The following is a 15,520-nucleotide window of genomic DNA, read 5'->3' as shown; positions in this document are numbered from 1 at the left end:
AGAACTCATATACTATTTTATTTTATCTAATGTCTTATTTATATTTTCTTTTGATGGAAAATGTTTTTTTAAATTGAGTCTAACCGTTTTAATTATAAATCGTGTATCATTTACTGAAATAATAAATTGTAAAATAGCTACTAATAAGAAATAAAGTTCTAATACCAACATAATATTGGAAAAAAAGTATTTCAAATTGTTATTTGTAATATTGTCTATACTTATAAAAGAATTCGCTACAGATATAATAATGGAAATAACACTGAATACTATTCCTGTAAATATATCTACATAAATATCATTCATTATTGATGTTCTTTCTAATTTCACTAGTAACTCATTTGAATATAAACTCATAATTACACCTAGAGATGTAAATAAAAATCCGGCAAATATTGAATTCACAGTAATTAAATTGAAGTGATTATTTTTTATAACTGAGATATCTAGTATTTCATTATTTATTAAATAAAAAAGTATAAAAAGCAAAGCTACATATATAAAATATTTAAGTTTTTTTAACATTTAGATCATCTCCTAATAATCTAATCCAGCATATCTCATAATATCAGTTCTATGCTCGGTATATAACCCTCTAAGCTTGTGAAGTACTTTTGCTGCAACTTCATCAGCTTCTAATTTAATTTTATTGCCATTTTCAATTTTATATTCGTCTATATCAATATGAAAAGATATATCTTGCTCTTCAAATTTATAATCTTTTGATAAACTATTTGGTGTTTTACCAGAAAATCTTAATGAATTTTTAATTTGATCTGGTAGTTTTGAAAAGGTATTTACAATATTTTCTAATACTGCTTGATCATCCGTTATTGGTTTTCTTCTTCTATTTTTTATTATTAGCTCAGCTTCAAAGATTTCTGCATTAGCTAAAGATGCCAATTGTGTTCTTGTGAGCCCTACTTTCTCCAAAATCTCGACATTTGGTACTCTAAAAGCATAAGAAATTTTACTTAAATATGAACCGGGTCTTAACAAAGCCCTAACACTTTCTTCACTAGCAATTCTAATAATATTCATAGTGTATTTTTCACTGTGTTCACTTACAATATTAACTAAAGAATTAACATTTGGTGCAGTTTTCCCAAAGATAAAACCAACTATTCCAGTAGTATAGTCTAGTAAAAAATAAGTACATATTTCCAAACTACTGTTATTAACGTCATCACCATTTAATACATATTCATATTTTAAGGTTTCTTTATTTCTTTTTAAAATATTGTAAAACTCTGTTTCCTTGCCTACTCGGCCAAATAAATAATTTTCATCCTCCAATAAAATATCTAAAGTTACTTCTCCATTACCTAATGAAAGTGTTCTTATTTCATTATTATTAACACAATTTTCTTTAAATATCACATCAAATACTTTTTTAATATTATCTACTTCTACATTTGTTAATGAATCTCTTATTGATATACTATAATAATAAACTACTTTTTGTGACATACTACCCCTCCAAAATATAAAGTTTCTATTGTACTCCATAGAATATTTTTATATAATAGAAGTAAATATTCACTGAAATACATTGTTATCTAGAAATCACTGCTGATTTGCTCGTCAAAGTGATTTCTTTTTATTTTCAGTATATTACCAATAATATGTACAAGCAATATTTTGAGCAAATAATTTCAAAAAAAATAAAACCCCAGGGGAAAATCCCTGGGGTAAATGTTATTTCTTAAATAATGCATTTAAAGTATTTTTACCAACAATTCCATCCACTGTTAAAGCATTTACTTTCTGAAATTCTTTAATTGCATTTAACGTCTCTGCTCCAAAACTACCATCTGCTCCATACTTAGGAAGTTTATAACCTAATTGCAATAACCTTTTTTGAACTACTTTAACAAGAGCATTTTTGTCTCCTTTTTTTAAGGCAATCTTACTAAATGTATCTAAAGTTAAATCTCCAATATAACCATCTAATTTAAGTTTTGTTTTATAAATAGTGTTAATAGCATTTTGTAGTTCTTTAGCTAAATCTCCAATTATATAGTCTTCCCACGTCTTCTTTTGCTTTGTTGCTGATTGTATTTTAACTTCTAAATTTTGCTCTACTGATTTTTGTCTGACTTCACTCATAAAATCATCTTTATCTATACTTGTTCCTGGACAAGTTTTAGGACTATTTTCCCTATGAAATCTTACATATCGCCCTTTATTATCGAAGTATCTTGCAAGTTTAATTATACTATCTCTTTGTGCTCCTTCTAGTTTATCATGACCTATATCAAAATTCCCCAAAATCTCACAAGCAAAAGCTCCTGTATTTTTACCACTTATAGAAGCTGGCGTTTTCCCAAAATCTCTTCCAGTGATAAAAGTACCATCAGGTAATAATGTTACATGTTGCCCTATATCTTGCCAACCTAAAGTATTTACATGATAATTTTTTATTCCTTCTTGAAGTGATATTCCGTTAAAACCATTAAAATCCTGATGATTTGGTTTCCAAGTATGATGCACATGTAGTTCCTTATGATTATATTTATCTAACCTTTTTAATAATTCATCAATTGTTATAATCTCAAACATTTTATTCATCTCCTTTGTCTTTTAATTGTGCTAATGCATTTACTAACTTTTCAGGTATTGGTAACCCTACTTTTGAACTATTTTCTAAAAGTGATATAGCTTCGTTTGCTATATAGAAATACGCTACTAATGTTCTAAATACCCAGGTCCCTTGATTAATAAGTTTATCTAACATTACAGCAACTATTAGCACTATTAATATTGTACATTTCTTTAAAAGACCTTTAAAACCAATTTCGCTATTAAGATTTTTTTGATAAGTTGCAGCTATAACTCCGGTGAGATAATCTAATCCCATAAAAATAACTAATACTAATAGCACTGTATCCCACCCTCCAAATATATAAGTTAAACCTGTTCCTATAGCTGCAAAAATTGAGTTTAAAGTTTCTTGTTTCATTTTTCATTCCTTCTTTCTTTTTTAAAATAGTATAAACAATAAAAAAATAAACCAACTTTAAATTGATTAGTTTGGTTTATTTTAGATTTATTTCGTTTCTTCTGTATTTTCTTCTTTATTTGATTTTGATATTTCTTCATTTAATGAATTTTGATAATCTTCTTTTAATTTATTTTTATATTGATTATATTGTCTATTAACATTATCCACCATATCATTTATTATCAATACAATCACTGAAAGCGGTAATTGCTGTTGCGTTGAATTTATTAAATTTACTAAATCATTTCTAAAATCTTCTACCTGTAAATCGAATGGTTTTTGTATTTTCATAAAAAATTCCTCCTATTTTTAATTAACATGTAATTAATTTGTTGTGTTCATCTTTATTAAATCTATAACAAAACTCCATCTAATTTGTCAACTTCATTTAATAAAGTAACCAATGCGTTGTATTCATCTTTATTAATTCTGTTGTTTAGCAAAAATACATCTAATTTTTCCAACATTTCCTCTTTAGAATCATAGGATTTATTTTTTATTATAGTTTTACAATATAAATACGTCATTTTTTATCCTCCTATTATTAGTATAAATTTAATTCTATTTTTGATAATCTAAAATCTAAATCTATTAAATAATCTATTTCACTTTTTGTTTTTTCAATTCCTTCTATTATTTCTTCGTATTCAAAGTTTTCAATATCTAATATTTTTATTTTTTTTCTTTCTAATATTAATTTTTCAATTTCTTTGTATTTATTCTCATCTAATTTAACCACATACTGATTATCTTCTATCGGATAATCAGCAGGCATTTCATTATCACCCCAACTACATATATAATCTAATATATTAGTGTCTTTATTTATAAAAGCATATCCAATCAATTTATATCAAACTCCTTTTACCAAAAATATATTGTACCTGTCCAATTATTAGAGCCACCACTATAATTAAAAACTCTAGTGTTATTGCTATCTGAATTTAAAAATGTCAATACTAAATTACCTTGTGAACCACTAGTTTGTATTATTGGATTATAACCAAGGTTATGAGTTATGGTAACATACGTATTATAATTTATTGTACCACTCCAAGTATACGCAGGACTTTTGCCAATATTTGAATATCCCCAATTACTATAAATTTTACCTTTATTTGATATATCACCTGTCCTTGAATTTATAACAATATTACAAACATCATTATTGTCGTGTATTCCAATACCCCACCATGAACGTATAATCATATTATGAGTTGTATAACTTGCTCCATCTCCATTACCTGTAGATATATAATTTTTACCAACAGAATTTTTTAGATAAAATGGCGATGCTGTTACACTACCTGCATCAATATTATCTCCAACATATAATCTATAAGGCATTGTTACATTACCACTATCACCATCAACTTTTAAACAAGTATTTTTAGTATCAGACCGTACTTGCCAATATAAGCCATAATAACTACTATTTCCAACAATATCAAAACTCCACTCTTGATTATTAGCTGTTCCGTTTAATTTAAAATTCTGTGATGGTTTCCAATACCAATCACCGGCAACTTCTAAATTATTACCGCAAATTATATCTCCTTCTACACTTAAATACGCTTTGCCAGTTTGTGTATTTAATATTGGGTCTTTTTCAATGTGCAATCCATAAGGGGTTCTTGTACTATTAAATTCATTAAATCTAATTCTAACAGCTTGATTATCACTGCCATTAAAAGATATTTGAGCACCATAGCCTTCATAATTATTTCGTGCTTGTAATAATATACGTGGTTGTGTATAATCTTCTATTACAATAGATTTTCTAGGATATAAAGTATAATCATCAATAGTTTTACTATCAATATCTATCGGTATTATTTTTAAACCATGTTTACCATGTCTAAAATAAGTCATTCCATTTTTTCTATCATCATCGTTGACAGTTGGACAAGCACCTATATAACACTCATGTTTAACCCAGTCCTCTGTTAGTCCACCTTCATGGAATTGTTTCATATATAAACCACCAGTATCTAAATTATATGAAAATTTTTTATCCCACCATTCTCCGCCGGGGTTAGGTAACCCATCATATAAGGTAATGCTATTATATCCATAATTACCATAAAAATAGTTATCAAAATGTCCATAATCTTCTTGATAATACTCGTAACTACCCGATACAATTAAAGGTTTGGACATAGCAATACCTGTTGCATCAATACCACCATATATTTGCCCTGTGGCATCTTTCATCAATAAAACACCACTTTGGTTATTTTGTCCACCTAACGTTAAAATTCCACCTTGTATCCTATCAGCTGTTAAATAACCAGTTGTTATGTTATTTGCATTTAAATTTATTACATTTATTTGACTTGCGTCTATAGTTCCTGCTGTTAATTTATTAGCAGTTAAATTAACTATTTTGGCGTCAGTAATACTACCATCTTTTATATTGGCTGTGTCTATGGTAGCAGTAGCTATTTTAGCTCCTGTAATTGTAGCAGTAGCTATTTTAGCTCCTGTAATTGTAGCATTAGCTATTTTAGCGTTTGTAATATTACCGTCAGCTATTTTTGCAGTAGTAATTGCACCATCTGCTATAATCGCACTACCTGCTGTTATAGTATTACTTGCTATTTCATTTGCAGTGATTGTTTTTGACGCTATTTCTCTAGCAGTTATAGTATCAGCCACAAGTTTATCTCCAGTTATAGTATTAGCAGAAATGTGTGTGTTCGTAACTGAATTACTTGCTATTTTGTTTCCATCAACAGCACTATTGGCTATTTTAGCATTTGTTATTGCACCATTTGAAATTTGTTCATCAGTATGCAATTTCCATTCACTTGCTACCGAACCTCTTTGCAACATAGGTTTTGCAATCCAAATTCTACCGTTTCTTGTAAGACGAAATCTTAATCTAGCTTTTACTGTACCTGTTGGAGCAGTGTCTGTTAGGACAAATCGTTGCCAAGTTGAGTTATTATCGGGTAATATTGACTGTGCACTTGCATAAATTCTTGTATTTGATGAATTATACCATTCAATTTGCATATAAACTCCATTGTCTATTGTGCTTTTGTCATTTGTATATACGTAAACACTACCAACCAAGCTTTGTCCTTCTGTTATATTTGTAAATTCACTATACAAACCATAATATTTATCAGATGTTTCACCAGTTACTTCTGATTTCATTGTTACAACATTATCGTATAATAAAGACGTATCTCTAACCCATTTGTTACTATCAATAGTCCAATAATTAGTATTATTAGCAAAATTAGTATTATGAATCAAGTTATCCCCATCAATAGTTAATGCACCAGTAGTTATATTATCAGCTTTTAAATTTATAACATTGATGTTACTTGCGTCAATCGTACCTGCTGTTAATTTATTTGCTGTTAAACTAACTATTTTTGCGTCAGTTATACTGCCATCTGCTATTTGTGCTGTTTGTACTGCTCCAGTGCCTATTAAAGCTGTGGTTATAGCACCATTTTTTATTTTTGCAGTTTCAATAGTAGCGTTGGCTATTTTAGCTCCTGTAATTGTAGCATTAGCTATTTTAGCGTTTGTAATATTACCGTCAGCTATTTTTGCAGTAGTAATTGCACCATCTGCAATATTAGCAGTCGATATGGTTGCAGTAGCAATTTTAGCATTATTTATAGCTCCATCTTTTATATTGGCTGTGTCTATTGTAGCATTAGCTATTTTAGCGTTTGTAATTGCACCATCTGTTATGTGAGTGGTTGTGATTTGCGCGTTACCGATTTTCGCGGATGTGATTGCAGCATCTTGAATGTCTGTAGTGCCGATACTAACATTTTTGATTTTTGCGTAATCAACACTGTCGATTTTCGAACCTACTACTTGACCGTCAGTTGTTGTTATTGAATTAACTGTTTCAGATGTCTCAATCAAGTTGACTTGTAGATCATCAAGCGATATTACTCTATTCGCAATCTCAATTTGATTTTTTTCTGGTTCGTCAAGATATTCAATTGTTTTTACAATTCGCTGTTTATCTTTGATTCCTTTTATTTCATCAACAAGTGTAATAGTATCGCCAATGTCATAATCAAGAAACGAATACTTGTCAGATATACTAGCTAAGTCAAAAACATCCGCTTTGTATGCTTGTCTTGGCTTACTTAACTCATTAAGGCGAAGTATTGCATCTTCTTTTAAGCTCTCAGGATTCGTATAACGATTATCCTCCCAGTACGCTGTTATAACTTTTGAACTATATTGGTAGTTTTCAATATAATTCAAACCACCATTCACAGATTCGATTGTAAGTCCATCCTTGCCTATAGGAATAAGTCTTGTTACATAATCATATGAATTCCTCTGCACATCAAGTTTTTTCAAGTTTAACTGGTCAGTGAAATATACTCCCTTGTCAGTTCCCATGGATTGGTAGATATATATCTTCTTATTTACTGTATCAAATCTAAAATCACACTTGTATATGTTTCTTATTTCCTGTAATATATCCCAAGCACTACATCTTTGTTTTCTTATTGTTCTATTTTTTGTAACGTCGCAATAACCTATATTCCATCCAGTTCCAACTATGGCTAAGTTAACAGCATTAGCACATGTTTGCTCTACTGTTTCAAAGTGTTCTATATCCTTGCCTTTAATAGCTTCTATATTAATCTTAGCAACAAATTCTCCCCAATCTTCGCCTTCGTTGACTTCCTTAATTACATACTCATTATCCTTATTCCTTACATAACACTCTTCCTTAATCAATGAATATTTTGTATCAGAAATAGGATAAAAAAAAGAGAGAACCTCATCCCCATCGAGTGTCCTCTCTCTTTTAGGATCCTTCACATTTTGAAGCAAAGCTATTTTATTATGATTTACGTCATATAATATTAGCATTTACCACCACCTCCAAGCGAAATTTATTTGAATACTGCTATATCCACCTCGGTTTATATTTTATATTTACTATACAATTAGTATTGCTAATAGTTATTGTGTTAGAGCCTGGTTGCAATACAGGAAAATTCCACCCATCATAATCTGAGAATTTATTAGCTCCAGCTTGAGTAACTAAGCAGCTCTCACCATCTACTATTACCTTTTGATTAGCCTGAAGACCTTTTATCGTGAAGCTATCACCAAATCCTGATATTATTATGTCAACCATATCTACAATTGGAGTTATCTCTATCACAGCTGGGGACGGAAGATTGCCTGGGACATTGATAGTCTTTGAAGAAACATGTTCCATTGTTTCAGTTATCTCAGTTTTATAGGCATAACCACTTTTAAACTCCATATTAAGTATATATTTACCTTTAGCCTTTCTCTCGTGATTTTTATTTACGATAAGACAGTCATAATAATAGCTTAAGTCGTCAAATTTTACATTGCATTTTTCAAATTGTTTTATTAAATTGCTTATATCATTCAAAGCACTTTCATCATCAGTATCATCAATAAATAGTTCTAATTTAATCTGCTTATATTTTTCTTCTTTCCCAATATACAAAGGATTAAGGGCATTTCGCAACCAATCGTCATATATTACTACTTCGGCTGTCTGTATATCTTTTTTTAAAAGTTGTGCTTTAAAATTACTTATATTGATATTATTAACCAGCATTAGCCCTTCCTCCTTTGCACAAGTTGAGCGGCTTTGCTCATAAAATAATCAATATCTTTTTTTTCAGCAAAAGAATAATTTCCCTGAAATATTATTTGTGTCCCTTTGTTGCCTACTTTTTCTATTGCTCTTGCCATAAGTTCATCTAATCTATCTATAGGAAGTACAGCTTCAGTTCCTGCCTCACCGACACCAATAATGCTGGGTCTATTAAAAATACCTCCTGTTGCATACCAATTAACGTCTAATGTCGGCACTCTCGGAGGTACAATCGAAAACGAACCTCTTATGGAAAAGTGTGGCAATTTTATATGGGGAATACTAATTGACGGTAAACTTAATCTTAGCCCCCCAAAATGACTTTTTATTCTGCTAATTGTGTCTGATACAGAAGATTTCAGTAAACTTAATGTACTAGTGCCAATAGATGGAATGCTCAATTTCAAATTTGTGAAATAGCCTTTAATATTATTTATAACTTCACGTGGTTTAGATAAAAGTTCATTCCACTTTACTGATGCAGTATTTTTAATTTCTTGAATTTTATTTGAAACAGAAATTTTAATTTCATTGTATTTATTAATAATAGAATTTTTCATCTCTTGGACTTTATTAGCCGCATCTGTTTTTATATTGTTCCAACCTTTTTTTGTGTTTGATGCTATATCGTTTATTTTTTGTGAAATATTATCTTTCATTTCTTGCCATTTGGTTTTTACTTGTCCTTTTTCCCAGTCAACTTGGTTTACATGTTCACCTGCTTGTTTTTTGGCTTCGCCAACAACTTTATTATGCATTTCTTCTGCTTTCTTAATTGTTTCATCCTTTTGTCTTGTTGTTTCTTTGATAAGTTTGTCTGCTTGTTCCTTTGTTATTGTTCCAGTTTCATCTCTTTGTTTTATAATGGCTTTTACTGTTTCATTATATTGTTTATTTGCATTTTCAATCGCTTTATTTTTTTGATCCAAACTGTTCTTTACAACCTCGACAGCCTGTTGTGCAGTCAAATTTCCAGCTTGTTGTTTCATTCTTTCTAATATTGCTTTGCTTTCAAGTTCAGTATCACTTAAACTTTTTACTGCATTTACTTTCATTTTCGCCTGTATTTCATTTATTTTTTGCTGTTCATCCGCTGTCAAATCTCTTTTTTCATTGCTTGCTTTAGTTAATATTTCCTTTATTTGTTTTGTATAATTATCTGTTTCTTTTTTCTTTGCATCATTTTTAGACTTCATATCAGCTAATATCTTAGCCTCTTCCCCGGAACTTAAAACTGTGCTATTTTTGAAAAAATTCTGCAACGAATTATAGCTTTCATTGAAATGTTTATCTAATCCTTGTTTAATTTGTGAACCCATATCATTAAATATTTGTATGAGATTATCTGCAGTTTCTTTAGATACAATTTGCCCTGTCAATTTTAAATGCATAAGGCTTTGTCCTGCTTTTTGATCCATGTCCATATATGCTCCAATTGCTTTTTTAGTTGATTCGGAGGTCTCATCACCAAATAATTTAACAGCAGGTATAGCACTTTGTGAAAAATGTTTATAAAGACCATAACCAGCTAATCCTATTCCTGCAATAGCTGCTATTGCAATACCTATCGGCCCTGCTAACGCTGCAAATGCTCCACCTGTAGTCGCTACTGCTGTTCCTGCTGCCGCTGTTGCAGTTGTTGCTGCTGCCATTGCTCCACTTACTGTTCCAATTACAGTAGAAAGTGTACCTGCAATACTTATTACCTTACCTATAATCATCACTAAAGGCCCCATTGCCGCTACAACTCCAGCAAATATTGTTATTATTTTTTTTGTTCTATCATCAAGACCAGCAAATTTTTGTATCATCTCATTTAATTTTTGAATCATTGGTGTAATTATTGGTAATAGTTGTTGTCCGAAAGTTTCAGCTAATTGCTTTAAACTCTCTTTGAATATTCTCATTTGATTTGCTGTTCCTACTCCAGTTCGTTCAAAATCACCATGTGCATTTATTGTTTTCTCCATTACAAAATTGTATCTTAGTTGAACTTTTTCAGCTTCTGACATATCTTTTACTCGTGTTTTTATTCCTTTTGATAGTGCAAATTCTTGAAGATTAGCTTCAGTCATTACAATTCCCAATTTTTTCAAACTTTCAGTTTCACCTGTAAATACACTTGTCAATGCAGTATTAGCAACATCTATACTTATATTTTTAAATGAAGCTAAATCTCCTGCAAGTCCTACAAGCTTCGTAGACATCTCAGCCGCTTGTTTTGTGTTTAGGCCCATTGATGTTGCCATATCCCCAAATCCTGCAGCCATATCTAAGGCAGTTCCTTTTGCAATTCCGAATTTAGTTAATGTTGTATCTGACCAATTTTTTACTTCATTAGCATTATTTTTAAAAGCAACATCAACTTTATTAATGCTTTCGTTTAGATCAGATGCAAATTTTACTGCTGCCGCTCCAGCACCAACGATTGGTGCTGTAAGCTTCATTGATAGGTCCTTGCCTACACTTGACATCTTGTCGCCAACCGACTTAAGCTTTTCTCCAACTTCCTTTGCTTTTTCCGAAAGCTTTATCCAAGCATTGCTTTGCTTATCTATCTCTGATGTAGCTTGTCTTAGTTCTGATTCCATTTCATTAAGCTTAGACTTTGCATTATTTAATTGTATTGTATATCCTTCAACTGTCTTTTGATTATTCCTTACCTTCTGTTCCTGCTGGTCATATTCTTTCTTTAACTTTTCATATTCTGCCTTAAGTTTTTGTGTTTCCTCTGCATTTTCACCTAAAGTTTTCTTTGAATTTTTCCAAGCTTGTTCTGCTTGTTCAACCTTACTTTTTAGGTCAAGCATCTTCTTTGCGTTTTCTTCAAGTCCTTGTTTCGCCTTTTCAAGTTGCTCTTGATATGCTTGAACTACTTTCTTTTGAATATCTATTTTTTGTGTGAGTGCGTCTGCATAGCTTTTCATACTGTCTAAATTTTTGCCCCAGTCTTTTATGCCTGCGGTGCTTTCACGAAACTGCGACTGCACTACTTCCATCTCTCGTTTTAGGTTTTGTATCCCTTGCTGGAACGATGAATTATCCATCGCAAGTTTGACCGCCAGTGTTAAATCATCCATCTTCTCACCACCTTTATAAGAAGGCTATTTGGTCCGCATATACTTCTTTTTCTTCTTCCTGTGTTTCTATTCCTTGTACTTGCTTATGAACCTCAAAAAGAGCCATAAGCTTTCTTGGTGTGCATTTCCAAAAAACACGCTCGCTCAAGCCTAAAATAATTGTTCCTAAATAATAAAGCCACGCCCAATCCCATCCTTTTTGGTTAGATTGAGCTGGCTCTATGCGTTTTTTTCATCTACCTTTGGCATTGCTTCTGAAATTGCTTTTGATATTGTTTCGACTACATAGGATATGTTTGACATATCAGTCATTGAGCCGACTTGTTTTATAGTTAGACTGTCATCTTCGTGAACAAGCCCAGCCCATAAAATAGCCCTTACTGCCTTGATACTTCCTTTGGTCATTTCATTCATAGCAGTTTCAAAATCACCGTATATTTCCTCAAGTTCTGCAAATGCGTTTAAATCAAACTTTAAATGTCTTTCTCTGTCTAAATTTATTGTTATAGTCTTAGGTCTAATATCATTAATCATATTTTCTCTCCTTTCGACATTGTTGGAACTAAAATGTTCCCGCTTTAAATCGCTTTAGAGCCATTTTTTAAGGTAGGTAATACATTTACCTGCTAAAAAGAAATAGGGGTTATTAATTAAACCCCTGCTCCTATCTTAGTAGCACTGAACCAGCCTGTTGCATCAAAACCAGTTTCATCTTCATCTCCTACAAGTTTCCATTTTCCATCATAAATTCTTGATACAAATGTACCTTTTATTTTTGCGGTTTGGAATTTTGCTTTATCTTCTTTGGTTTGGCTTTCGTCGTCTGGAATTTCAAATTTGCCTTTTAGTAACCAATAATAACGATATTTCCCATTACTCTTTAGTGCCCTAAAGCCAATAGCAACATATGGGGCAACATCTGTATTTTTTGCTTCAAGTACCCCCTCTGTTAAAGTATGTCCTAATAATTCAGATTGTGCTGTTAAAGGTAAATCTGCCATTTCAATTTCAACTGTAATTTCACTAAGCTGACTTGTTGTTTCAAATGCTCCATCATCAGCATATAGCGTTTGTGTATCTGATTTTGGACTTATCTTTGCAGAAATTGCTCCTGATATCAGTTCAGGTGTTTCATATGTTACTCCCGTTTTATCATCTTTTGTTAATTTTGCATAATAAAGGTCTTTCATACCTATTTTAACCGCCATATATTTATCCCTCCAAATAATAAAATCTTAGTGCTTTATGATATATTTTTGTGTCATTTTCATACAGATCAATTGCAGACATAAAAGAAAAACCAGCTTGTGTCATAGCTGATTTTATCTGCTCTACAATAGTTGAATAATTTGATTTTGACCACAGGTCAATTTGAATATAATATCCTGTACCTTTCTGAATATCGTCAGCGAACAGTTCGCCATTTTCAAAGTAGCAGAAAAAAGTTATATATGGGTCGGTTGTACCTGTATAAATTTGAAAGGATACAGGAATATTTAAGGGCTTTAGTGCATCAATTACAGCTTTATTAATATTCATTTAAGCCCCAGCCCCTTTCTAAGTTCATCTTTCATTATTTCATATGCTTTATCTTTATTCTTAAGTAAAGCAGGTCTTAAAAATGGTCTTGCTGACATTTTTGAAGTCCCATATTCAATAAACTTCATGTAAAATATTTCTGATATATCGCTTTTATCAATACCTACTAATACATATTTTGTGTCTCCTTTTGACTTTGGTCTTCCTATCTTAAGTCCTGCTCTACCTTTCCCAGACCTATCTTTAAAAGCAGTTGTTGAAACTGCATCTTCTAAAATAGGTTCGGCAGCTTTTTTAAGTGCTTCATTTTGTATTCTTGAACTTCTTGGGCCTAATTCCTTAATTCTTTCAATTAATTCATTCATCCCTATTACTTCAACATCTACACTCATTCTTTTTCAACTGCCTTCCCCTTAATTTCTATAAATTCATTTCTGTATTTTATATTGTCTATTGAAATTATATTGTATAGCTTGTCCTGAAAAAAAATTCTCATATCATTTGTCAAATCTTTTCTGTATCGAATTGTGAACTTAACTGTATTTTCAGCCTGAACTGCCGCAGCTTGCCAGTATTCTCTGCCATAGAGATTTTCTACTGACGCCCATACTGTAGCTATATCCTGCCAATCTTGAGTTGCAAAACCTTCTTCATCAGTTATTTCAATATATTTTTGAAATGTTATTCTGTGCCTTAACTCCTCTATCTTCATTATAATACCTCTTCAGTAGTGTATTCTCTTGATAATGCTAAATGTATTTTTAACATATTATAACTTTCCCTATATCTTTGAGCTTCATTGTTATCAATACTATATTCAGCTTTACAAAATGTTTTTATGGCTCTGATTATAAGAGGATCAGTTTCAACTATTTTACTTCCTAATATTCCACTTAGTTCTAAATCAGCTATTGCAGCATCTATTGAATCTTGTAAATCTTCATCAAAGCTGTTATCCTCATATCTCAATGATTGTTTAACTTTATCGAGCAACATATAATCACTCCTCTATTTTAAAAGGAAGGCTAATACCTTCCAAATTAAACAGCTTTCTTAGTAATAGTAACTAAAGAGTTTTTATCTACAACCTTACCATCTACGAGCATAATAGCTTTTGTAACTTGATCATCAGTATCATTATCCTCATATTTTTTCATAGTTATATTATAGTTGGTGTTAAGGACATAATCTTTAAAGCTAAACAAGAAAGCAACAACTGTATCCTCTTCTATAGCAGTACCTAAACTTGGCATGTATTCATTTAATACTACAGTTCTTCCTAGTAATATTCTTTCAGGTTTTCCATTAATACCATAGTTTATTCTTGCTATTGGCTGTCCGTTATTATCAAGCATCCCAATAAATTTCATAAATGTTTTCTTAGTCATACACCATACTGCATCAGATTCGTAAGCCAATGGTAAAGCCGCTTCAGCATCGACTAAAGTATTGTAAGTTACATCTTTATCTGCAGCTATCTCTATATTTTGTCCTGGAAAAACATTTTCTTTTAATATTCCTTTAGGCTGAATAATTCCATCACCATTTATAATTGATTGTTCTAATGCTTTTCCCATAGCTTCAGCAATATTATTAATTATAGTTGTTTCAAATACACTTAATGTAACTATACTTGTTTCAAAAGATATTGAAACAGCACATCTTAATTTAAAATAATTGAAAGTAATTACACCAGTAGTCTTCTTTTGTTTGTCACTGCCAGAACCTTCTGAAACCCAAGTAGCAACTGGTTTTACACTAGATATTGGAATTGATACTCCACCTTGATATGCAGTTCTAGTAACAAGTGGCAATATCATGCCTGTTGATTCTAACTTTTCAATTATTTTTTCAAGTACAGTTGTTGGAATAACTGAGCCTACATCTCCTGTAGTTGTATTTGCATCATTTATAAATTTTGCTGGAATTGGAGTACCTTTTAAAACATTATTCATAAACGCTTTTCTATACTCTAAAGAATTAAACAAATCATCATTATTTATAGATAAATCATTATTTAAACTATCCACTATTTGACCTCCTTCTATACTTACACCTTTATTAATTATATCAATAGCTTTAGGAACATTATTAAGTGCATTAAGATTAGCCTGGGATTTTGCACTTTCTTCAAAATGATTGTCAAGAGCCTCAATCTCTGCCATTTTTGCAGTTGATTCGTTAATCTTACCATCATTAATTAAATTTTGAGCCTCAGCTAATAGAACTTTTCTCTTATTTAAATATTCTTGTTTAGTCATA

Annotated in this window: 18 protein-coding genes; all 18 read right to left on the bottom strand. The window is 31.0% G+C overall.

Annotated features, from left to right (window positions below):
* Positions 1-12 precede the first annotated feature (12 nt).
* The 18 genes from B5D11_RS10780 to B5D11_RS10700 all read right to left on the bottom strand — a co-directional run bounded on the left by B5D11_RS10780 (position 13) and on the right by B5D11_RS10700 (position 15,519).
* Positions 13-525, bottom strand: a complete 513-nt coding sequence (locus B5D11_RS10780; protein ID WP_078683046.1) for a hypothetical protein — start codon at positions 523-525, stop codon at positions 13-15.
* A 12-nt stretch (positions 526-537) separates the two neighbouring features.
* A complete protein-coding gene (locus B5D11_RS10775) occupies positions 538-1,470 on the bottom strand; it encodes a hypothetical protein (protein WP_078683045.1) in 933 nt (310 codons plus the stop codon).
* A gap of 228 nt (positions 1,471-1,698) precedes the next feature.
* Entirely contained in the window at positions 1,699-2,562 is an 864-nt protein-coding gene (locus B5D11_RS10770; RefSeq protein WP_180377008.1) for a peptidoglycan recognition protein family protein, read from the bottom strand.
* Position 2,563: 1 nt separating this feature from the next.
* Positions 2,564-2,962, bottom strand: a complete 399-nt coding sequence (locus B5D11_RS10765) for a phage holin family protein (RefSeq protein ID WP_078683043.1) — start codon at positions 2,960-2,962, stop codon at positions 2,564-2,566.
* 87 nt (positions 2,963-3,049) lie between these two features.
* The gene (locus B5D11_RS10760; RefSeq protein ID WP_078683042.1) at positions 3,050-3,295 is read right to left on the bottom strand and encodes a hypothetical protein; all 246 of its coding nucleotides are present in this window, start codon (positions 3,293-3,295) and stop codon (positions 3,050-3,052) included.
* Positions 3,296-3,357: 62 nt separating this feature from the next.
* Complete coding sequence (locus B5D11_RS12720) at positions 3,358-3,531, bottom strand: hypothetical protein (protein WP_180377007.1); 174 nt, start codon at positions 3,529-3,531, stop codon at positions 3,358-3,360.
* 17 nt (positions 3,532-3,548) lie between these two features.
* On the bottom strand, positions 3,549-3,851 hold the full coding sequence (locus B5D11_RS10755; protein WP_078683041.1) for a hypothetical protein: 303 nt from the start codon (positions 3,849-3,851) through the stop codon (positions 3,549-3,551).
* A gap of 17 nt (positions 3,852-3,868) precedes the next feature.
* Positions 3,869-7,870 carry a phage tail spike protein gene (locus B5D11_RS10750; RefSeq protein ID WP_078683040.1) on the bottom strand — a complete coding sequence of 1,334 codons (4,002 nt, stop codon included), beginning with the start codon at positions 7,868-7,870 and terminating at the stop codon, positions 3,869-3,871.
* A gap of 37 nt (positions 7,871-7,907) precedes the next feature.
* Positions 7,908-8,600, bottom strand: a complete 693-nt coding sequence (locus B5D11_RS10745; protein ID WP_078683039.1) for a phage distal tail protein — start codon at positions 8,598-8,600, stop codon at positions 7,908-7,910.
* Positions 8,600-11,719, bottom strand: a complete 3,120-nt coding sequence (locus B5D11_RS10740; RefSeq protein WP_078683038.1) for a phage tail tape measure protein — start codon at positions 11,717-11,719, stop codon at positions 8,600-8,602. Before B5D11_RS10740 ends, B5D11_RS10745 begins: the two co-directional genes overlap by 1 nt.
* A 13-nt stretch (positions 11,720-11,732) precedes the next feature.
* Complete coding sequence (locus B5D11_RS13000; RefSeq protein WP_278320359.1) at positions 11,733-11,867, bottom strand: hypothetical protein; 135 nt, start codon at positions 11,865-11,867, stop codon at positions 11,733-11,735.
* 71 nt (positions 11,868-11,938) lie between these two features.
* Entirely contained in the window at positions 11,939-12,253 is a 315-nt protein-coding gene (locus B5D11_RS10730; RefSeq protein ID WP_078683036.1) for a hypothetical protein, read from the bottom strand.
* 116 nt (positions 12,254-12,369) lie between these two features.
* The gene (locus B5D11_RS10725; protein WP_078683035.1) at positions 12,370-12,927 is read right to left on the bottom strand and encodes a major tail protein; all 558 of its coding nucleotides are present in this window, start codon (positions 12,925-12,927) and stop codon (positions 12,370-12,372) included.
* A 4-nt stretch (positions 12,928-12,931) separates the two neighbouring features.
* Positions 12,932-13,258, bottom strand: a complete 327-nt coding sequence (locus B5D11_RS10720; RefSeq protein WP_078683034.1) for a hypothetical protein — start codon at positions 13,256-13,258, stop codon at positions 12,932-12,934.
* The gene (locus B5D11_RS10715; RefSeq protein WP_078683033.1) at positions 13,255-13,650 is read right to left on the bottom strand and encodes an HK97-gp10 family putative phage morphogenesis protein; all 396 of its coding nucleotides are present in this window, start codon (positions 13,648-13,650) and stop codon (positions 13,255-13,257) included. The genes B5D11_RS10720 and B5D11_RS10715 overlap by 4 nt, the downstream gene beginning before the upstream one ends.
* Positions 13,647-13,970 (bottom strand): phage head closure protein, encoded by a 324-nt coding sequence (locus B5D11_RS10710; protein ID WP_078683032.1) that lies wholly within the window; start codon positions 13,968-13,970, stop codon positions 13,647-13,649. Before B5D11_RS10710 ends, B5D11_RS10715 begins: the two co-directional genes overlap by 4 nt.
* Positions 13,970-14,254, bottom strand: coding sequence for a head-tail connector protein (locus B5D11_RS10705; RefSeq protein WP_078683031.1), 285 nt, complete (start codon positions 14,252-14,254; stop codon positions 13,970-13,972). Before B5D11_RS10705 ends, B5D11_RS10710 begins: the two co-directional genes overlap by 1 nt.
* 44 nt (positions 14,255-14,298) lie before the next feature.
* On the bottom strand, positions 14,299-15,519 hold the full coding sequence (locus tag B5D11_RS10700) for a phage major capsid protein (RefSeq protein ID WP_078683030.1): 1,221 nt from the start codon (positions 15,517-15,519) through the stop codon (positions 14,299-14,301).
* Position 15,520: the final 1 nt, after the last annotated feature.

This window comes from Clostridium sp. USBA 49 (assembly GCF_900167505.1).
GTDB lineage: Bacteria > Bacillota > Clostridia > Clostridiales > Clostridiaceae > Clostridium_AT > Clostridium_AT prolinivorans.
The sequence above is the reverse complement of the archived record's forward strand: the minus strand, read 5'-3'. Positions and strand labels throughout refer to the sequence as shown.